This window comes from Nitrospira sp., from assembly GCA_024760545.1.
Classification (GTDB): Bacteria; Nitrospirota; Nitrospiria; order Nitrospirales; family Nitrospiraceae; genus Nitrospira_D.
This window is the reverse complement of the sequence record CP060501.1, coordinates 543,080-560,819: the sequence shown is the minus strand read 5'-3', so window position 1 is coordinate 560,819 and position 17,740 is coordinate 543,080. Positions and strand designations below refer to the sequence as shown.

General features: G+C 55.9%; 23 protein-coding genes and 1 pseudogene. 4 read left to right on the top strand and 20 right to left on the bottom strand.

What is annotated here, in order from left to right; all coding sequences use genetic code 11:
• Positions 1-3 precede the first annotated feature (3 nt).
• The 3 genes from H8K03_02670 to H8K03_02660 form a co-directional block, all read right to left on the bottom strand.
• Positions 4-756, bottom strand: a complete 753-nt coding sequence (locus tag H8K03_02670) for an SDR family oxidoreductase (protein ID UVT20842.1) — start codon at positions 754-756, stop codon at positions 4-6.
• 94 nt (positions 757-850) lie between these two features.
• Positions 851-1,669: a YggS family pyridoxal phosphate-dependent enzyme gene (locus H8K03_02665; protein UVT20841.1), complete on the bottom strand. Its 819-nt coding sequence runs from the start codon at positions 1,667-1,669 to the stop codon at positions 851-853.
• A gap of 187 nt (positions 1,670-1,856) precedes the next feature.
• The gene (locus tag H8K03_02660; GenBank protein ID UVT20840.1) at positions 1,857-3,632 is read right to left on the bottom strand and encodes a tetratricopeptide repeat protein; all 1,776 of its coding nucleotides are present in this window, start codon (positions 3,630-3,632) and stop codon (positions 1,857-1,859) included.
• Between the two features lie 1,270 nt (positions 3,633-4,902).
• Between H8K03_02660 and H8K03_02655 the strand changes: the two genes are divergently transcribed.
• The gene (locus tag H8K03_02655) at positions 4,903-5,715 is read left to right on the top strand and encodes a hypothetical protein (GenBank protein ID UVT20839.1); all 813 of its coding nucleotides are present in this window, start codon (positions 4,903-4,905) and stop codon (positions 5,713-5,715) included.
• A 61-nt stretch (positions 5,716-5,776) separates the two neighbouring features.
• Here H8K03_02655 and H8K03_02650 read toward each other — a convergent pair.
• Positions 5,777-6,139: pseudogene (locus H8K03_02650) on the bottom strand (glyoxalase).
• A 161-nt stretch (positions 6,140-6,300) separates the two neighbouring features.
• On the opposite strand from H8K03_02650, the gene tmpT reads away from it, so the two are divergent.
• Entirely contained in the window at positions 6,301-6,939 is a 639-nt protein-coding gene (tmpT, locus tag H8K03_02645; GenBank protein ID UVT20838.1) for a thiopurine S-methyltransferase, read from the top strand.
• A 71-nt stretch (positions 6,940-7,010) separates the two neighbouring features.
• Here tmpT and H8K03_02640 read toward each other — a convergent pair whose 3' ends face one another.
• From H8K03_02640 to H8K03_02610, 7 genes are all read right to left on the bottom strand, one after another.
• On the bottom strand, positions 7,011-7,472 hold the full coding sequence (locus H8K03_02640; protein UVT20837.1) for an isoprenylcysteine carboxylmethyltransferase family protein: 462 nt from the start codon (positions 7,470-7,472) through the stop codon (positions 7,011-7,013).
• 28 nt (positions 7,473-7,500) lie between these two features.
• Positions 7,501-8,001 carry a hypothetical protein gene (locus H8K03_02635; GenBank protein ID UVT20836.1) on the bottom strand — a complete coding sequence of 167 codons (501 nt, stop codon included), beginning with the start codon at positions 7,999-8,001 and terminating at the stop codon, positions 7,501-7,503.
• A gap of 73 nt (positions 8,002-8,074) precedes the next feature.
• Positions 8,075-9,367: an NAD(P)-binding protein gene (locus H8K03_02630; protein ID UVT20835.1), complete on the bottom strand. Its 1,293-nt coding sequence runs from the start codon at positions 9,365-9,367 to the stop codon at positions 8,075-8,077.
• A gap of 149 nt (positions 9,368-9,516) precedes the next feature.
• Complete coding sequence (locus tag H8K03_02625; GenBank protein UVT20834.1) at positions 9,517-9,912, bottom strand: translation initiation factor; 396 nt, start codon at positions 9,910-9,912, stop codon at positions 9,517-9,519.
• 54 nt (positions 9,913-9,966) lie between these two features.
• A complete protein-coding gene (locus H8K03_02620; protein UVT20833.1) occupies positions 9,967-10,434 on the bottom strand; it encodes a RidA family protein in 468 nt (155 codons plus the stop codon).
• Positions 10,431-11,135, bottom strand: coding sequence for an NAD(P)-binding domain-containing protein (locus H8K03_02615; protein UVT20832.1), 705 nt, complete (start codon positions 11,133-11,135; stop codon positions 10,431-10,433). The genes H8K03_02620 and H8K03_02615 overlap by 4 nt, the downstream gene beginning before the upstream one ends.
• A 70-nt stretch (positions 11,136-11,205) precedes the next feature.
• Positions 11,206-11,784, bottom strand: a complete 579-nt coding sequence (locus H8K03_02610; protein ID UVT20831.1) for a TetR/AcrR family transcriptional regulator — start codon at positions 11,782-11,784, stop codon at positions 11,206-11,208.
• A 95-nt stretch (positions 11,785-11,879) separates the two neighbouring features.
• Between H8K03_02610 and H8K03_02605 the strand changes: the two genes are divergently transcribed.
• Entirely contained in the window at positions 11,880-12,143 is a 264-nt protein-coding gene (locus tag H8K03_02605; protein ID UVT20830.1) for a carbonic anhydrase family protein, read from the top strand.
• 57 nt (positions 12,144-12,200) lie between these two features.
• Here the strand turns inward: H8K03_02605 and H8K03_02600 are convergent, their stop codons facing one another.
• The 5 genes from H8K03_02600 to H8K03_02580 form a co-directional block, all read right to left on the bottom strand.
• On the bottom strand, positions 12,201-12,374 hold the full coding sequence (locus tag H8K03_02600) for a hypothetical protein (GenBank protein ID UVT20829.1): 174 nt from the start codon (positions 12,372-12,374) through the stop codon (positions 12,201-12,203).
• Between the two features lie 205 nt (positions 12,375-12,579).
• Positions 12,580-13,119, bottom strand: a complete 540-nt coding sequence (locus tag H8K03_02595; protein ID UVT20828.1) for a YaeQ family protein — start codon at positions 13,117-13,119, stop codon at positions 12,580-12,582.
• A 14-nt stretch (positions 13,120-13,133) separates the two neighbouring features.
• The gene (locus H8K03_02590) at positions 13,134-13,346 is read right to left on the bottom strand and encodes a DUF2132 domain-containing protein (GenBank protein UVT22355.1); all 213 of its coding nucleotides are present in this window, start codon (positions 13,344-13,346) and stop codon (positions 13,134-13,136) included.
• Positions 13,347-13,373: 27 nt separating this feature from the next.
• Positions 13,374-13,886, bottom strand: coding sequence for a sel1 repeat family protein (locus H8K03_02585; GenBank protein UVT20827.1), 513 nt, complete (start codon positions 13,884-13,886; stop codon positions 13,374-13,376).
• A gap of 249 nt (positions 13,887-14,135) precedes the next feature.
• Positions 14,136-14,309, bottom strand: coding sequence for a hypothetical protein (locus H8K03_02580; GenBank protein UVT20826.1), 174 nt, complete (start codon positions 14,307-14,309; stop codon positions 14,136-14,138).
• A gap of 254 nt (positions 14,310-14,563) precedes the next feature.
• Here H8K03_02580 and H8K03_02575 point away from each other — a divergent pair, with 254 nt between their 5' ends.
• Entirely contained in the window at positions 14,564-15,028 is a 465-nt protein-coding gene (locus H8K03_02575) for a hypothetical protein (GenBank protein UVT20825.1), read from the top strand.
• 100 nt (positions 15,029-15,128) lie between these two features.
• Here the strand turns inward: H8K03_02575 and H8K03_02570 are convergent, their stop codons facing one another.
• From H8K03_02570 to H8K03_02555, 4 genes are all read right to left on the bottom strand, one after another.
• The gene (locus H8K03_02570) at positions 15,129-15,596 is read right to left on the bottom strand and encodes a CreA family protein (protein UVT20824.1); all 468 of its coding nucleotides are present in this window, start codon (positions 15,594-15,596) and stop codon (positions 15,129-15,131) included.
• Positions 15,597-15,692: 96 nt separating this feature from the next.
• Positions 15,693-16,439 (bottom strand): hypothetical protein, encoded by a 747-nt coding sequence (locus tag H8K03_02565; GenBank protein UVT20823.1) that lies wholly within the window; start codon positions 16,437-16,439, stop codon positions 15,693-15,695.
• 141 nt (positions 16,440-16,580) lie between these two features.
• Positions 16,581-17,033, bottom strand: coding sequence for a phage tail protein (locus tag H8K03_02560; GenBank protein UVT20822.1), 453 nt, complete (start codon positions 17,031-17,033; stop codon positions 16,581-16,583).
• A 31-nt stretch (positions 17,034-17,064) separates the two neighbouring features.
• Entirely contained in the window at positions 17,065-17,517 is a 453-nt protein-coding gene (locus H8K03_02555) for a phage tail protein (protein ID UVT20821.1), read from the bottom strand.
• Between the last annotated feature and the right edge of the window lie 223 nt (positions 17,518-17,740).

Sequence of the window (17,740 nt, the reverse complement as noted above, 5' to 3'; positions counted from 1 at the left end):
CTTTCAGAGCTGGCTCATGCCCCCGTCAACCACCAGTTCGGTGCCCACGACAAATGCGGATTCGGGACCGGCGAGATACAGGACAGCGTTCGCGATTTCCTCGGGCGTCCCAAATCGCTTGAGCGGAACCTGGGCTTGAATGTGCGAGGCGACTTCCGAGACTTGTCCCGCGGGGAGTCCCAAGCGGTCATAGAGCGGAGTGCGGATAGGACCAGGACTGACCACGTTGACGCGAATGCCTCTGTGCAACAGTTCAGCAGACAGTGTCTTTGCCAACGAGATCAGCGCCGCCTTGCTCGCGGCGTATACCGTTGTATTGGGCATCCCCATGTGGGCGTTGATCGAGCCGTTCAGCACGATCGCCGCACCCGAGTTCAAGATCGGAAGCAGGGACTTGATCAGAAAATAGGGACCTTTGACGTTGATGTTGAAGGTCATATCCCACGTCTGTTCTTCAACGGCTTCGATCGGAGTAAATCTACTGATGCCCGCATTGAGAAAGATGGCATCGAGTTTCACGTCCTGCTGTTGGAGTAATGCGGCAAGCTTGTTTCCATCAGAGACGCTCCCGGCATCGCTTCGCACGGCGATGACGTGCTTCCCCAACTGAGCCGCGGCTTGGTCGAGGCTCAGTTGATCGCGTCCCGTGATCACGACGCGTGCGCCTGCATTCGCAAACGCGAGTGCGGTGGCCAAACCGATTCCACTGTTGCCGCCGGTCACGAGCGCCACTTTTCCTGTGAAAATCGGTGCCATGTTTGCAGCTCCTTTTACCTGGTACCGGCAGTTGACCCCATGTTTGGTGGATCGACCGGTAGTGGGCATGTGACAGACGTAATATCAAATAAACTCATGAACGCGGTTCTTCATCTTCAGCCGCCGGCCAGTAATAGGTATCGGGCGTAGACCGTGCGCCATAGATGGCCTGACCCACACGCACGATCGTGGCGCCTTCCTCGATGGCGATCTCGTAGTCACCGGACATACCCATCGACAGCTCGTCCAGCAAGACCCCATCTGGCGCCGTCTGCCGCAGTTGGTCGCGCAGCTCGCGTAACAGCACGAAGCATCGGCGTACCCGCACAGCATCGGTGGACAGCAGCGCCAGCGTCATGAAACCGCGAACACGCAACGACGAGAAGGTCGGCAGAGCTTGCAGAAAGGCGGCCGCCTCCTCAGGGGGCAAGCCATATTTGCTGGATTCTCCTGAGGTATTGATCTGAACGAACACGTCCAGTGCGCGGCCTTCGGCCTGCAAGCGCCGCTCTAGTGCCTCGGCTACCCGTAGGCTGTCGAGTGCCTGAAATTCAGCCGCGAAACGCGCCACCAACTTCGCCTTGTTGGTCTGTAAATGACCGATCACCGACCAGCGCAGGTCAGTGAGGTCGGTCATGGCGTTCCATTTGCGATGCGCCTCTTGAACCTTGTTTTCGCCGAGAAAACGGCAGCCCGCAGCATAGGACATGCGAATGCGCTCCTCATCCACGGTCTTGCTCACGGGCAGCAAACGCACACTCGCAGGATCGCGCCCGGCCCGCTGGCATGCCGCTGCGATGCGTGCATGGACGGCCGCGAGGTTGCGACGGAAGTCTTCCACGGATTCGGCTCGCGGCCAGCGTCCGTGCTGTTCGTGTAAGGTTGTCGAGGAGTCGGCAGGATCTACGTTCATGGTAAGAGCCTCACGTGTTGAAAGTCCAAGGCGTCTAGAAGACGCGGTGGCGTACGCATGGATGTAGCATTGTACTAAGCAGAAAAAAAAGAGGACAGGCTGAGCTGTCCTCTTTTTTTCTCCCGCCTTTGGTCCGTTCGATACCGGGCCAGAGAACGTATTCTAGCAAAAAGTGAGGAGGAGTCTGCTAGAACCTCGATGCCGTCAGCGTCACGTCTGTGTCCGGCCATGCCCGGCGATAGCGCGCTTCCGCTGCGGCCGCTTCAGTGTCCTTCCCCTGCGCACGGAGCGCCTGCGCGAGGCCGAACAGTGACCAGCCGTTTTCCGGGAAGCGGCGAAGGTCCTCGCGATACACTTTTTCGGCCTCGGCATGTTGGCCCCCCTTGATCAGCGCGACGCCGAGTGAGTGCCGAATTGGGTAGTACCACTTGGGCGGCTCGAAGTACAGTCCTCCGTCCTCGATCTTGGCTGCCTCACGGAAGTGGTTGATACCCGCGTCGAGGTCGCCGCGGCGGGTTGCAATCTCGCCGGACAGCGCATGCACGGCAATCGAGAGTGCGGTCTTGCCTTCGGCTCCTTCGGCCGTCGCGGCGTCGGCCGCCGTCACCGTGTCGAGCGCGGCTTGCGCTTCGGGCCACTCTCCTTTGGCGGCGTGCGCCACGCCGCGGGCGTAGGAGGCCATGGCATACGAAAAGCGAATGTCTTCGGGCGGAAGGGGCGCGGCTAGCACTTCGTCCCATCTTCCGAACGTCGTGAGCGTGAGCGCATGGTACGGCAGCATCTCTTGCAGCATCCCGACCTGGCGCGCGGCGTCGAGGTTCACTTTAGAAGTGAGCGTATTGGACGCTTCAAGCGCCTGCGCACTTCGTCCCGCCATCGTGGAGGCGAAGGCGAGGAAGTGGATGTTATGCGGGTAGTAGGCGAGCGGATAGACGCCCATCGGGTGCTGTCCGTCGATGAACACCTCGTCGCTGTGGATGGCATGGTGATTGGCCTGCACGGCGTCGTTCCATCGTCCGACGCGGATATAAATATGCGCGGGCATGTGGACCATGTGTCCTTCACCCGGCATGAGCCGAGCGAGCCGTTCGGCGCACGGCACCGCAGCCTTCGGATTCACGGCTTCAACTGCGTGGATGTAGTAATGACAGGCGCCCGGGTGATTGGGATTGCGCGAGATCACTCTTTCGAGTTGGCGGACGATTTCCTTCGTGCCGGGGTAGGGAGTCCCGTCGGGTTGCCAGTAGTTCCATGGGCGAAGGTCCATCAGCGATTCCGCGTACAGGGTTGCGGCGTCGAGGTCTTTAGGGTACGTCTTGGTGACCTGCTCCATCGCGCGAGAGTATGCGGTGTCCAACCGGACACGATCGGCGGGTGGGTCCGCCTCGTAGCGCTGCGCGAGCGCCTCGATGTACGCGCGCTCAGGCGCCGTGGCGTGAGATTTGAGCGCCAGCGCCTTCTGTACCGCCGCGTAGGCCGCGAGTCCGCTTGCCGAATCCATGGGAGCGTTGACGTGCGGGCCATAGGCGAGGGCAATCCCCCAGTAGCACACGGCGCAGGTGGGATCCAGCTCTGCGGCGCGAGTGAACGAGCGGATCGCTTCCGCATGATTGAACCCATAGACGAATCGCAGGCCCTGATCGAAATACTTCTGTGTGGCCGGGACTCGAGTGGAAATGCGTTTGTGATGAGAGCCGAGGTCTGTATAAAGGGGCACCGTGCCGGACGGGCTCGGAGGAGCGGGCGCCTCCGTCGACTCTGTGGCTAAGGTGGGTGCACCGCTGGTCAGCAGAGCTGCCGCGGCGAATCCAATGATGTAGGCGGACTTCATGACGTGCCTCCTTCCGCTGTCATGCGCGGAATGCAATGGGTCGGACCGTCGGATGATACCGCTAAGGTGAGCTATCCTATCGCGGACAGAACCGAAGGTGAAGGCAGAAATTTGCCTTACACGGTTCCTCAAAGTACTCACGTCGGTTAATGGCAGGGTCGTCGTCATATCTAATCTCCTTTGTATGTTTGATCGTTCTTCTTCAGTGCACATCGACAGCCTCCACTATAAGGGGCATTTGCGTTGCTGTCTTATCCGGGAGTCTGGTTCTCTTAACAGGTGTGCCAGCTTGCTTCACTTACTCCGGCGTCTGAACTCACTTCTCGAAACGCCTGAATGACCCCGGCAGAGTTTTTACAGCGGCATCGATATCGGTATAGGGACAGAGCACGAGCTATTGAAAGTGCGGCAACTTGGAATCAGGTGAGGGGAAAGGAATAGAGCGGTCACTCACAGGAGAAAAGCTGCTTGCAGCTCGCTTCGCACGTGCTCTTTTGCTCGTCACACTGAGTCAGACAAGCGTCGTTACCCAGGCACTGACTCCGGCATCTCAGATTATCGGCGGCACACTTGCCCCGGCACTGCCGGCATCGAATGTCCTCTGCGACCAAAACGCCATCGTTGGAAAGCCGTTGCGCGCTCATTCCCTCAGGACATTGCTCCACGGCTGTCATGACTGGAGACGGTCCTTTGAGGGAGACCATGGTCTCCGCATTCTCCTGCGCCCAGACCACTCCCGCATGACTCACGATCATCAGCGCGAGGAGGCAGCCAAAGCGTCTGACAGAGAACTGCTTCATGATTCGGCGGCAGAGATGCCACCTCAGAGGAATTCCATGAGTGCCACGAATACCACTGGCAGGCATCGCTCACTGCCCTCGTAGACCTGAGTACTGACCTTGTCTTTCCTCACTCGGACACACAAATGCTATCGGACTTATTCTTCCGACACAAGGATCCGTTTCGAGAGAAACCCGCTCTCGACGGTTATTCGTATTGTCGCTCTCACTGCATTTCTGGCCAACCGGACGGTATGAATCTGATCGATACATCCTAGGATTGTTTTGTATTCACTGAATCAAACTTGATTCTGCCGATGCCGATGGAACTCCGCGACAATACTACATTCTCGTTCAGGCGCATTACTTGCCTATCTGAAAGTCAGGACCATATCCGCATTCAGATCCGTTCTGAAACCATGAGAGTTACTTCACTAATGAAAGCCGCGGGGTGAAGGCCGCCTGTTGGGATACTACCAGCCGGGACAGAAGTCATCATCGTCAAGACATCTCTGCAGCGTTACACCAAATCACATTGAAATCGGACATGAGCATTTTTGTGAGTCCTGACTCTTTGGAGAGCAGTGTATGAGACCGTTTGATCTGAACTATTGGGTGAACCGATGCTTATCCCTGTAACAACCAGCGCCGAAGTCCATTGGTTTTGTGAAGGACCGATTCCTGAGAGCCTGATGATATGGTTCAAGCGAAGCAAATTGATGTTTGAGGATTCCAAACACGACTACTTATATTTGGCATTCAATCACGCGACCCCGGTCGGCTTCGCGCTCCGAGAAGGATCGCTCGATGTGGAGTCGCTCCAGAAATCGTCGGATCCTCATCGTTTTACCGAGTGCACACAGGCACGCATACGCCTTTGGTTGAAATGGTCGCATGAAGCCTCGAAGCTGGATGAGGATGTCCGTGCTCTATTCGAACATGATCGATGGGTGAAGGTTCGTGAGCAACGCCGTCTCAGGAAGTTTTCTCTCGACCAGGGAAAGCTGAGTGAAGTGCGTGGAAATGACCCCAGCCCTCAGACTGCCTGTCATATCGAACTCACAAATCTGGAATTGGGCGCCAGAAAGTTTTGGAGTTTCGGATTTGAATCGTTCGGGCATGCCAACCAGGTTGCAGACACATTGAGGACCGTTTCTGCCTATTGTTTCTCAGAACGAGATTCACCCCTGAAGCGTTCGTTGAACGGGGCTCAGTCGCTCCCGTACCCGGAATGGATCCTCAGTGTACGTCCCAGACTTTCTCAGTCTTCCAGCAACAGGGATGGAGGTACGATCAGCACTCGTACCCAGCTTGTGAGCAACGCTCGAAGACAACTGAATGACATACGAGGCGAATTGCTAGAAGATCTCACCCACAAGTATGACCGTTCTCTCAGCAAGGAGGAGTTGGGAGCAATAATAGGACGGAAAATATAGAGGTCGGCGTACCCGTCCCTTCTAACCGGCGCGAGACCCTGCTCAGATTTGAGCCAACCTTTTACGTGACCCCTTCGGCTCGGTGGCAGATTTCGAGGCGATTGCCGCTGGGATCCTCAAAAAACACCGCATAATACCCCGGCCCTTCGACATGTTGAGCCGCCATCTGGATCGCGATCTTCGCGAGCCGATCGACCTCTCCGGTGCTCTCTGCCCAGATGGCAATCGGGCACTCATTCGGCATATGCAGTGCGGATTCGGTGACGCCAAAGAATTCACCGGTATCAGGCGCGACAAATTGCAACCAACCTTTGCTATCGATCTGGCGAGTGAATCCCAACGCCGGCAAGAGGGTCATATAAAATTACCGCACCTCGGTCAGGCTGCGCGCCCGCACATCCATATGATCGTATCGCCGTCGCACAGAGCGAAATTATAACAAAGGAGCGTAGCGTAGAGGGTGAGCGAGCGACGAAGCGGAACCCCATGATGCTTGACTATTGATGAACCAACCCCGAATATCTCACCCCGGTGTGCGTATAAGGTCGATCGGTTATTCCATTGTCATGCGAAAAGGGGATGAATATGGACCCAAGTTTTTGGCACCAACGGTGGGAAAAAAATGAAATCGCCTTCCATGAAGCCAAAGCGAATCCGCTTCTGGTCAAACATTTCCATGAGCTGTCTTTAGCCAAAGGCCGCCGGATCTTTGTCCCCCTGTGCGGCAAAACGCTGGATATCTCATGGCTGCTGTCCCGTGGCTGCCGTGTCGCCGGAGCCGAATTGAGTCAGCTCGCCATCGAGCAACTATTCGTTGATCTTGGACTGCAACCGGAGATCGCAACCGTCGGTACCGTCGAGCAGTGGAGCGCGAACAACCTCGATATCTTTGTCGGTGATATCTTTGCGGTGTCTAAAAATATGCTCGGCCCTGTCGATGCCGTCTATGACCGAGCGGCGTTGGTGGCCTTCCCTGAAGACATGCGAAAGCGTTATACCGCCCACCTCACGGAGCTCACCGGCAAGGCGCCACAATTACTGATTTCCTACGACTATGACCAGAGCCTGATGGCAGGCCCCCCGTTTGCCGTGAGTAACGAAGAAGTCCACCGGCACTATGCTACGGTATATGACCTCACCCTCCTGAGCAGCACCGACGTTCCAGGTGGGTTGAAGGGGAAAGGACCGGCCAAGGAGAATGTCTGGCTGCTGAAGAGAAGATGAGCATCGAGCTTTCCTGCAACCTGCTTATCTCGAACACGAGCATCAAGCGCGGATGGCTGAGAATTGAGCCATCATACCCATCGGCGAACTGAGCGCTTGTATGTTGTAAAGGCCTCTGGGAATTTGGAGCTCAAGGCTCGTTCCTCGGGTAGGATTTGAAAACGATTCATGTACCATACGAAAAGCGGTAGAACTGCGAAGGCCAGCCAGTTAGAGAGATAAATCGCCCATCCAATCAGAACCAAAAAGAATCCCAGATACATCGGATTACGGGTGAAGCGGTAGATGCCCGAGGTCACCATCGTCGTGGTTGCTTCCGGCGTAAGTGGATTGACGGTGGTTTTCATTCGGCGAAACGTCAAGACGCCGGCCACCACGATCGCTGATCCGACTGTATAAAAAATGGGTGCAAACGTCGAACGCCATGGCAGTGCGAAGGTGAACGTAGGACTGGCAGAGACGAGCCACATCAGCGCGCCGGACACGAATACAAGCACAAGAGGGGGCACTTTTAGTTCCAGAGCATTGAGCATGTGAGTCAGGAGGCGAGGGCAGGCAGGCTCATCTGGGGGTTGTGGGCACCCCGCAGGCCACTTCCCATAGCGCCTGGTTGATACTGCCTGGTTCCACGGGCTGCCCATAGCCTTGCTCGACCGCCACCGCATTTTGAATTCCAGTGCCCATATGCCGGGAGAATTCAGAGGACGCCAACACCCGAACACTGTTGCGCGCGCAGTCAAATTCCTTATGCGTCTTCGTCGACAAAAACCGGTGAGGGCCCATCATGAACGTTCCAAACGGCGCATTCCCTTGCATCCACTTATAGTCAGTTAACTGCCACAGCGTTATGCGATCTCCGTCCCGGCGAATCGTTTTGGGATCGTAGTACACCGTTTCCCGTGATGGGGATTGGTACGCCGGATCGGCGGCGACCCAGGTTTCCCCAGGGGGCATCTCTCCATATCCCTGAGGTTGTTGTATCTGATAATTGGGATCTGCACACGATGCAAGGAGGAGAAGGAGAGCACAGAAAGAAAGGCTGATGCCGGTAACGTTTGGCATAGACGCCTCGTTAAAGGCTGCATTCTAGCAAAGAGTCAACAGGAAGGTACAAGGGCGGTTCACTGTCCATTTCTCAGAGGTCTAAATCATTCAGCAGCGCATCGGCCGCGCGCGCGCCGCTGACAATGGCTCCAGCCATCGAGGGCCAGCGTCCGTACCGGTCTCCGCAGAGGTACATGCCATCTGAAACCTTATCAAACTTCTTGCTGATGCCGCCGCAAGGAAGGCCATACTCCCAACGTCTGATGCTGGGCGATCCAACCCACTTGTTCGCAACGCCAAGGTTGGTCAACACTTTTTTGCAGCGCTCGATAATTTGGCTGTCGCGCCACTGTGCAAAACGTTGTGCATCCGGAGTCAGTATCCGGAGCACCCAGGTGTGCTTCTTGCGCTCAACCTCAAGGTAGTTCAATAAGGGGTCATCGGTATAAAGCCCATCACCGAGGTCAACGTGAGGGTTGTCCGTCAGCGTCGGCTTCGTATGAAAGCCAATGAGAATATTGAGGTATGAATGAAAATGACGTTTAGCCGAACGGCGCCCGACCAAGGCGTCGCCGTTCGGGGAGGCCACAATCGCACCCTGGAAATATGACGTGTGAACCCCTGTAGCCGTTCTATACCGTACGGCCACTCTCTTTCGCGGGCTCTTCCAAATCTTCAGGCAATCATGCTTTCGCTGAATACTCTTGGCGACAGGCCTCGATAGCGCCGTGATGAGACGTTCTGAGCCATCCCGGATGATGTACCATTTCTCTCCGGCATTCACCGCGGACGCCAGGCACTCAAGCGCATATTGAGCTGAAAGATGTGTCCATGGAGCACAGGTCTCGCCGGCAAGAACCATCTTAATAATCTTGAGAGAATCTCGAACTTCACGCTCATTCGTGCCGGTCGAAAGGTTCTGCTTCACCCAATCTGGGAAAGTGCCCGTCGCGGCCTGTGATGAATTCTGAAGCTGCAGAATGACCTTCGCAGCTCCGGGAAAATCTTTTTGCAGTTCACGTCCGGTTGGGGTCACCCTCCTAAATATGCGTGTGCTTAGAATGCAGCAATGCGGCCATTTCTCCCATGCAGAGAGTGGCACCCTAGAATCCTCGAGGAGTTCACCGATCGTCGTCCCGTCAGGGAGTGAATAATCTCGCCCATAGTCACCGCCTGGATTGATATATAACTCACTGCCCAAAACATATCTCGCCCCATGTTCTCCTGAAGGTCTTCCAGCAGTATAGAGTCGGCCACCCTCGCGTTCCGTTGCTTCAAATAGAGTGATGGGCAGCGTCCTTCTCCATTTCCGGATAAAGTAGGCAGCGGTCAGACCAGCGAGCCCCGCTCCTACAATGGCAATGCCCTTCTTGTCCCGCTGCATCAGATGTTCTCCATAGCTATGGTAAGGATGGACCGTCTGCGCTGAGCTGGTTCATGTCCGCCCCCACACGCCATGCTGCGAGGGAACGTCGGCTGACAGGTCTGTGAGAGTGTCCTTCCCGGTGTCGGGCATACGCATCGGTCAGGACATTAGCCTCCGGCGAAGACCGGACGAAATCCTGCCTCGGTGAGAATGCGGGCGACCACGTCGCGTTGATCTCCTTGAATCTCGATCCGTCCGTCCTTAACCGTGCCTCCCGCTCCACAGACTTTCTGCATCTGCTTGGCGAGCTGCTCTTTTTCTGACTGGCCGATCCCCACAAACCCTGTGACCACCGTGACTGTCTTGCCGCCGCGATGCGCTGTCTGGCGAATGATATCCACCCGGCCACGATGCTTCTTGGCTGCAACGGGCACCGGGTTCGTCTGATCGGAACCGGGTGGTGTGTGTGAAGGCGAGGGGAGATCCGCCTGCTTCAGTGAGGCGAACGGGCTGGTCCATTTGATCGGTCCACCATCAGTGGGGAGGCGGATCTTCTTTTTCATAGAATTACGACAGTACCTCCTCTTGCGATTCGCCAGTCCGAGAGCACCCGTTTGTCAACGTGCAGGTGCGACCGCGAAGATAAGTTCCACTTCGACCGGCATGTGCCCTGGCAGCGACGCGGCCCCCAACGCCAGGCGAGCGTGTCCGCCGACACGCTTGAAGAGCGCCTCCAGAACCTCGGATGCTCCATCGGCGACGGCCGCATGAGCCTCGAAATCAAGCGAACCGGCAATATGCACTGTCAGCCGTACGAGACGATGAATGCGATCCAGCGATCCAAGGTAGGCACGGGCCACCGCCAACCCATTAAGCGCGGCGAGTCGTGCGGCGTCTCGGCCCGCCTCAACCGTCAGTTCTGCGCCGACTCGACCGGTCCAACATGGTCGCTGGTCTTTGACGGGCAGCATACCACTGATGAACAGCAAGCCGCCTGCCTCGACAGCGGGCACATAGGCGCCCAAAGGTTTGGGTGGCTCCGGCAAGACGATATGCAATTCCTTGAGCACAGCATCGTGTGTCATGGAGTCATGCCTTCCTGTGAACGTTGAATGAGATGATTATGACGATCGGCGCGCCCTGGAGTCCACGGTTCTCCCACGAAACGGTAATTCATTCTTGGAAAGTAATGATAGCGCTGGCCGAGTTCACCGCTCAGCAACGTCATCCGCTCAACGATACGGGCATTGGCCAGACGGCCGGCATCGATAAAGCGGAACGGCATGGGCTCGGCGATTTTCATGAATGCATGTTTGGCGTCCTGATCGTCGCCCACGACGAATACGTCGCTCACGGTTCCATCGAAGGTCGGAGCATCAAAGACTTCCCACCAGACATTCTTGAATGCTCCCACGAGTCTCGTCTCAGGAAAGTGCCGCCGAAGTTCCTCTGCACCGCTCGTGTCCCAAGGCAGAATAAAATCGGAGTAGTCGTCATTGAACGGATTCGTAATGTCGATCAAGATTTTTCCTGCCATCTGATGTCGATAGGCGTGCAGTGTCGCGACCAGCCCATCTCTCAGGAACATGGCAGGCAAGACAAATGGAGCGTCGGCTGCTTGCTCATACGTGCCCGGGCGAATGCCTGGCAGGCCTAATCCCTCTGCTATGTGCCGCGCTCGCCCCAAGTCCCGCGATGCCAGCACAACCTCATGACCCGCCTTGGCAAACGCGTCTGCTAACCGCACGCCCATTCGGCCCGTTCCCAGAATACCTATTGTAGTCATGACCATCTCCTCCTTGTTATGGATAATAGAAAACCTACTAGTAGGTAGGTCTCGTTGATAAAAAAATGCTCTATCGCTGCAACAGCTTCAAGGTTTGCTCCACCATGGCGTGGAGTCTCTTATGCCCACCCTCTGCCCGCGCGACCAATGCGCCTCCTTCCAGGAGTGAGAACACCATCGCCGCCACCAGCTTCGCGTCCCCTTTGAAGTGAAACTGCCCGTTTTCTCGACCTTCCTCCAGGACGCGAGCCAGCCGAATCTCGTTTTCCCGATAGAACCGTCGCACACCCGCCGCGGACGGGCTTCCCAAGGTCGAAAGTTCAGCTCCCAGCATGCCGCACAGGCAGGCTTTATCTTGCTTGCCATCGCAGAGTGTCGCCTCGAACAGCGCGGCATACCGGCGAACCTTCGTTGCAGCGTCCTGCTCAGAGGTGACGATGCCGTCCACCACGCCAAGAAAATACGCCGTGTATCGTTCAATCACTGCGCCGATCAGGTGCTCCTTCGTGGGGAAGTGATGGTGGATGCTTGCCTTCCGGATCCCAACCGCATCACTGATGTCCTGATAACTCATGGCATTGGCACCGCCGCGCTGGATGAGTGACTGCGCGGCGTCCATGATCGCGGTCTTGGTATCCAATCGAGACATGGTGAGAATCCTACTAGTAGGTAGGTATTCTGTCAAGGAAAATATTTGTGGCGACAGACCGAGGTTGGGAGGGAGATCCAACGAGACGGATCCCGATGGATAGTGAGCACGTGTTTATCTATGCAGGCTCTTTAACCACGCCGCCATGCAGCGAAGGGGTGAGCTGGTATATCTTGTCCGAACCGCTACGAGTAGCTCCTGTCCAGATTGAGCAACTCGGAAAGTTCTATTCGTCGAACAGTCGCATCGTGCAAAACACGAATTACAGCAACTCTAACGCTCCACGGACGGTAACAATTCATAAACAAGTGCACATCGATCGGGACCATCATTGGGATTTCGACGGGCCCAAGCATTAGGCACTGCGTCACGCGATCGCCGCGTCATTCATGTGGTGTTGCCCTGTTAGGATCGTCTTACCCCGCGGCAACCGTCTGGGCTTCCCGGGCAGCCAGGCTCTTCCGGCGATTATTCGAAATGGTGCGGTCGATGATGGCGCCGCAATTGAGGCATTTCCATGCGTAGAAGACGAGAAAGAAATCCGAGAACCGCTCCAGCAGCATCAGCCCCCTGCACTTTGGACAATCCATTGAGCCCTCCCAGGTGGTTGCGTTCACAGCTGATGGCGAAGGGAAGCAAGAGTTGCACCAAAATGTGCAATTGCAGAATGCCAATGATTTTGATGTTACGTAGTTACACGTGGGTAGTGAATGTCCAAAACATTGACGGTGCAAGGGGGATGAACCCGTCAATGTTTTGTCGGCATCCGTAAAGTGAAGGGCGGAGTCTTTGTCGTCAGCCCTTCAATCGCAGTAATTCGAGATGGAGGGTCTGGGCACCATCTGCGATCCAGAGATGCCCGTCTTGGATAGTCCATTGTAACTGCATGCTGGGTTTCGCCATCGACCCGAGGGCCCGAATGCCCTCCACCGGGAGCAGCGTCACGGCGAGATTCTTCAGCCGGTCGAGCGACGAACTCTGGTTCGCCCACCATACCTCCGCGCTGCGGGCTCCATAGACATAAACGATGACCTGTTTGGAGCGGCCGCACGCCTGCCGAAGAGTCTTCTCATCCGGCTGGCCGATCTCGATCCAGAGATCGATCGAGCCGGTGAAATCCCGTTGCCACAGGGCCGGTTCATCTTCGGTGCTCACCCCGCGGCCGAATGACAAGGCCTCGTGTGCGTGGAGCGCGAAGGCAAGCACTCGTACCATCATGCGCTCTTCGGTCTCCGACGGATGGCGCGCCAGCGTAAGTGCATGATCCTGGAAGTACTGGCGATCCAGATCCGCGATCTGCAGCACGGCTTTATAGATGGTCGCGTTGGAAGCCATCGTGCCAGAGGGCGTTAGGGGAGTTCGGCAATAAACATCTGTTCAACCCGCTTTCGCGCCCACGGCGTCTTGCGCAGAAACGTCAGACTCGACTTGATCGTCGGGTGATGGCGAAAGCAGCGGATGGGCACTCGTGCGCCAAGTGTCGCCCATCCATGCCGTGCGACCAAGGTTGTGACAATGGTTTCCAAGGTGATTCCATGCAAGGGATCATGGGGATGTGCCATGGAGTGCGGGTGGTTCATACCGCGCGCCTAGTCGCACTCTTTAAACTGTGACTGCTGACAGCGCCGCGCCATTTCGTGCGCCTCCTCGATCTGCGCGGCGGTCATTTGCGAAGTCAGATGGTCTCGACGCTTCAGAGCTGTCTCCTTCTCATCGGCAGTCAACATGGCGGCGGCCACGGTGTACCACATAAATGCGCGAACGACGTCTTTCCGGACGCCTCGTCCCCGCTCATACATCAGACCCAGATTGTTCTGGGGGCCGGCGTACCCCTGCGCCGCTGCCTTGCGAAACCACGTCAGTGCCGTGGCGTGGTCCTGCCGGACGCCCCGGCCTTTTTCATACATCAGGCCCAGATAGAACTGGGCCGATGCCGCTCCTTGTTCCGCCAGGGGACTGAAGAGACGGCCCGCTTGTGTATAGTCGCCACGCTCATACGCAAATTCCGCCTCTTCAGTGGACTGTGCTGCAACAACACACTCTGGGTTCGGCCCTGACGCGCAGACCAGGATCACAAGCATGGCAAAGACACAACGCCGCATCGACATCATCCTTTCACCAAGACCAATCGAAACAGAAAAGTATGGCCTCAAGGCTTGGAAGAGAAACAGATCATTGTACTTTGTGGATTCCGGCAGGTCTATGGCTTTGAAGAGCGCGGCCTATTGAGAGGCGATGGTAGGGGTGGAACGGGACCGCGCTGCCATGCGGTTCACCCAGACTGTATCACCAAGCGGGTGGCCGCGTTGCACGCTGAGCCGGAGTGCCTCAATCTCCGAGTGAGGATCTTCTCAGCGCGCGGCAACAGCCATGGAGTCTCGGGCAGCGAGACTCTTCCGGCGATTAGTCGAAATGGTGCGGTCGATGATGGCGCCGCAATTGAGGCATTTCCATGCGTAAAACACGAGAAAGAAATCCGAGAACCGCTCCAGCATCATCATCCCCTTGCGCTTTGGACAATTCATTGATCCCTCCCAGGTGGGTACGTTCACAGCTGATGACGAACCTAAGCAAGAGCCGCGCCCAAATGGAAAGGCCAGTATTGCAAGTATTGATGCTATACGTAGTTAACCTTGGTCAGTAATGTTCAACAAATTGACGGTTAAAGTGGGATTAAGCCGTCAACGTTTTGCCGGCTTGCGCAAGACAAACGCGTTGGGTAGTAACTGAGCGTAACGATACCTACGTTCCGGCGTGATCCCTTCGAAATGAAGCAGGTGTGCCGAGTGCTACACTTACTAAGATGAAGCCGATCCTCTTTCATGACATCGATGGGGTCTTGTTTGGAGCGTACGCGGGTGAATATCAACTTCGACCAGGGGTGAGCTCCTGGTTACGATGGGTTTCTGAGCACTTTGACCTGGTATGGCTCACCGCCTGGGAAATGGATCGTGTCCACGGTTTGCTTCGATCCCTGTATCTTGAGGATATTATGAAATCCTCAACGTATGGGAACTGGACAAATTATGCGAATAAAGAAACATGGCTTCGTGTAGCGGTGTCCAAGCTCAACGGTAGACCCTGGTTCTGGATTGACGACATTCAGGAAGACCTGTCCGGACTTCCAGCCGAACGTTGTATCCGCGTGAATCCCGTAGAGGAACGACAGCTTGAACGATTGAAGGAAGATCTTGCCGAAAAGGCAGGTCTCTCCATGAGCCAACAGCCCGGGAAAAGCATGTGAGCTCTCCAGGCCTCAGAGCCGGCTTGATCTGTTGGCCTGTGTAGAACGGAGGAACACCAAGGGGATCGGAGATCCGTTGAGTTACGTTGTCCTCTGTCCCTTATTGACTTGACCAGGATTGGATCGGCACGGTGGAGATGGCATTCTGTGGTGAACCCTCGATCACTCGATCGCTATAGGCGAGATACACGTAGGTCTGGCGTTTCTTGTCGAAAAATCGGACAACTTGGAGCTTCTTGAAAATCAAGGACCGGCTCTCACTGAAGACCCTTTCCCCTTCCTTCGGCTCACCCACCACGCGAATAGGAGCGACTTGACGACAGGCCAAGGAGGCATCCGAGGTTTCCTCTGCCAATCCGACCATCCCTTTCAAGCCGCCTTTTTTGGATCGACTCAGATAACAGGTGATGCCTTCAATCTTTGGGTCGTCAAACGCTTCAACCACAATTTTGTGATCCGGCCCCAGCACTTTGAATTCCGTGTCGACACTCCCAATTTCCTCGGCATAACTGGCTGAAACGATCATCGAGCAACAGAGCAACATGGTCGCCAATATGTGTGTCTTCATTTACGTTTTCTCCCGTTCTAGGTGGGCTGCACTATAGGTAAGGTATAGGTCGGAATAGGTGCAACGCAAGGGCGTCTGACTGCCGGCACGGAGGTCTCAGGGGATTGAAGGGGAGAGCGCACTAAATCGCTTGCGCGCAGCCTGCACAATCGCTTCGGCCACACACACATTCATATCAATGACATTGTCGGCTTTGCGGTCACCATTTACATTCATCAAGGCCAGTTCAGTGCATGCCAACACCGCAATGCGATCGGCGCTCAGGGCCAACAACTCTCGGAATCGTTCCTGCGCACATTGGACATAGCCCTGTTTAATTTCCGTAATCATGTCGGAGACGTCAACGCCTCGTACGCGATCAGGCGCTCTCAAGAAAATGTCTCTGTACGGTGAATACTGATACGGAGCGGACACCACTGAGCGGACTCCGTAAATATCAAATTGTTTTCCCGGAAATAACGCCATTTGTTCAGAAAGCACGTCTTGAAACCACAACACCTTGGGATACTTGCCCCGTATAGTCGTGTCCATACCGAAGAGGTTCAGGGTGTTGCATGCGATGGCAATATGCTCGCAATTGGTTGAAAGGGCATCGAGCCCTTCGATCAAGGCATTCAGAACATAGGGTCTGTTGTACGAGAGATTCATGGATGCCCCGAGCCGGGGGTCGGAGCGCAAGAGAATCAACGGCGCCGTCTGGTCACCGCGCAGCGTTTCCGGGAGAACTTTCCGCGCCTGATCGACAATGGATGCGCAGATATTGAGAGCGGCGTCCGGCCCAGACCCCCCGAGAACCCCGATGGGGCTGAACTGTGACTGGATGGCTGATGAAAAAGGATCCACGAGACTGCCCCGGGACTGGTATGGGCTCGGCTGAATAGAGCACGACGGATCGCCCGAGGTCAATATCACTTACGGAGGTCTAAAAAGAGTCGGATGGTACAAAGAGGTCTGGGTGATTGTAGTGACCCGGGATTCCGCTCTTCACAGCATCTCCATCCTGCCAAATTCCAAGATGAGCGTCTCCATGAGGATGCCGCTGTCCATGGCACGCAAGGGCGAGTACGAAAGACTCACCGGACGAACATTGTCGAAGCGCCAGGTCAGCACCACGGTTGACTGGTCCTCTCCCAGAAGTTCAACTTTTACGGTGCGCGGTCTAGGCGCTCTTCCCTTCCGAGTCTCATCCCACCAGGCATAGAGATCCATAGACCCCATGACTCCTCGCTTGAGGACAAGACGATTGGCAGCAGCAACTTGAGCCTGTTCCACAGGCTGCGGCACCGTGTGAGGACGCGGATGGCCCTCGGGCTGGTCGATGATGAAATCCGGGAAGATCACCTCGGCAAAGCCTGCAAGCTTCGAAGCGCTGTCTCCTCGCCCAAAATCCACGAGAAAATTTGAATTTCTGTAAGGTCGTTCACTGACGACAGCCATAATGTCTTCACTCCAGAGAAAAACCTGGGCACTACTCCATTTCCAGGCGCTCGTAGGCTAACACCAGTTCTTCCATCGCGACGTCGGTCCCCTTTGCGTTGAGTGGACCGCTCGTATGCTTGATGATGCGCGCGCGTAAGAGCTTCCAGGTCTGTACCACGTCGGTGCGATTTTCATTCTGCAGCTGGATGGTCACGGTTCTCACGGCGTTCTGGTCGCCGTTGCGGATCTGGTCGAGCCATGCATAGAGATCCAGCGAGCCGATGATCCCGCGTTTCAGTGTGACATCGCTGGTCTTGTTCATGCCTGTCAGCTTCATCACATTGTTTTCCTTGGAGTTGCCGTTGCGGTATTCGACCACCACGGCTTCCATGCCGATGTTGCTCACCTCCTGGAAGCCTGCCTGCGGCCCCTGGGTGTTTCCGTTGCCAAGGTCGATCAGAAAGTTGAACTGGCCATAGGGACGATCGCGCAAAATCGCCATACGTATCTCCTCTCCTTTAGAGTTGCACGTCGGTGCCAATTCCTACGCCGAGCGCAACGGAAAATCAACAGGACAAACCGAAAATGTCAGTAAAAGTTCCGGTAAAAGGAATAGTTGAGCCCGCACGTTGCTTCGCGCCGGCAACGTCCTGTGGGTTCCTACGCCCTGACACGAAAACCAAGAGACAGCACAGCGGGTAATTTGCAATCGCTCAAAAAAGCCG

What these genes read in the sequence shown, in the direction of transcription:
- H8K03_02640 (UVT20837.1), bottom strand. Translation starts at nt 7,472, where the DNA reads ATGCTCAATGCTCTGGAACTAAAAGTGCCCCCTCTTGTGCTTGTATTC.
- H8K03_02655 (UVT20839.1), top strand. Translation starts at nt 4,903, where the DNA reads ATGCTTATCCCTGTAACAACCAGCGCCGAAGTCCATTGGTTTTGTGAA.
- H8K03_02615 (UVT20832.1), bottom strand. Translation starts at nt 11,135, where the DNA reads ATGACTACAATAGGTATTCTGGGAACGGGCCGAATGGGCGTGCGGTTA.
- H8K03_02625 (UVT20834.1), bottom strand. Translation starts at nt 9,912, where the DNA reads ATGAAAAAGAAGATCCGCCTCCCCACTGATGGTGGACCGATCAAATGG.
- H8K03_02570 (UVT20824.1), bottom strand. Translation starts at nt 15,596, where the DNA reads ATGAAGACACACATATTGGCGACCATGTTGCTCTGTTGCTCGATGATC.
- H8K03_02600 (UVT20829.1), bottom strand. Translation starts at nt 12,374, where the DNA reads ATGGATTGTCCAAAGTGCAGGGGGCTGATGCTGCTGGAGCGGTTCTCG.
- H8K03_02555 (UVT20821.1), bottom strand. Translation starts at nt 17,517, where the DNA reads ATGGCGATTTTGCGCGATCGTCCCTATGGCCAGTTCAACTTTCTGATC.
- H8K03_02590 (UVT22355.1), bottom strand. Translation starts at nt 13,346, where the DNA reads ATGGCACATCCCCATGATCCCTTGCATGGAATCACCTTGGAAACCATT.
- H8K03_02595 (UVT20828.1), bottom strand. Translation starts at nt 13,119, where the DNA reads ATGGCTTCCAACGCGACCATCTATAAAGCCGTGCTGCAGATCGCGGAT.
- tmpT (UVT20838.1), top strand. Translation starts at nt 6,301, where the DNA reads ATGGACCCAAGTTTTTGGCACCAACGGTGGGAAAAAAATGAAATCGCC.
- H8K03_02635 (UVT20836.1), bottom strand. Translation starts at nt 8,001, where the DNA reads ATGCCAAACGTTACCGGCATCAGCCTTTCTTTCTGTGCTCTCCTTCTC.
- H8K03_02670 (UVT20842.1), bottom strand. Translation starts at nt 756, where the DNA reads ATGGCACCGATTTTCACAGGAAAAGTGGCGCTCGTGACCGGCGGCAAC.
- H8K03_02580 (UVT20826.1), bottom strand. Translation starts at nt 14,309, where the DNA reads ATGAATTGTCCAAAGCGCAAGGGGATGATGATGCTGGAGCGGTTCTCG.
- H8K03_02630 (UVT20835.1), bottom strand. Translation starts at nt 9,367, where the DNA reads ATGCAGCGGGACAAGAAGGGCATTGCCATTGTAGGAGCGGGGCTCGCT.
- H8K03_02665 (UVT20841.1), bottom strand. Translation starts at nt 1,669, where the DNA reads ATGAACGTAGATCCTGCCGACTCCTCGACAACCTTACACGAACAGCAC.
- H8K03_02585 (UVT20827.1), bottom strand. Translation starts at nt 13,886, where the DNA reads ATGCGGCGTTGTGTCTTTGCCATGCTTGTGATCCTGGTCTGCGCGTCA.
- H8K03_02610 (UVT20831.1), bottom strand. Translation starts at nt 11,784, where the DNA reads ATGTCTCGATTGGATACCAAGACCGCGATCATGGACGCCGCGCAGTCA.
- H8K03_02560 (UVT20822.1), bottom strand. Translation starts at nt 17,033, where the DNA reads ATGGCTGTCGTCAGTGAACGACCTTACAGAAATTCAAATTTTCTCGTG.
- H8K03_02620 (UVT20833.1), bottom strand. Translation starts at nt 10,434, where the DNA reads ATGACACACGATGCTGTGCTCAAGGAATTGCATATCGTCTTGCCGGAG.
- H8K03_02605 (UVT20830.1), top strand. Translation starts at nt 11,880, where the DNA reads ATGGATAGTGAGCACGTGTTTATCTATGCAGGCTCTTTAACCACGCCG.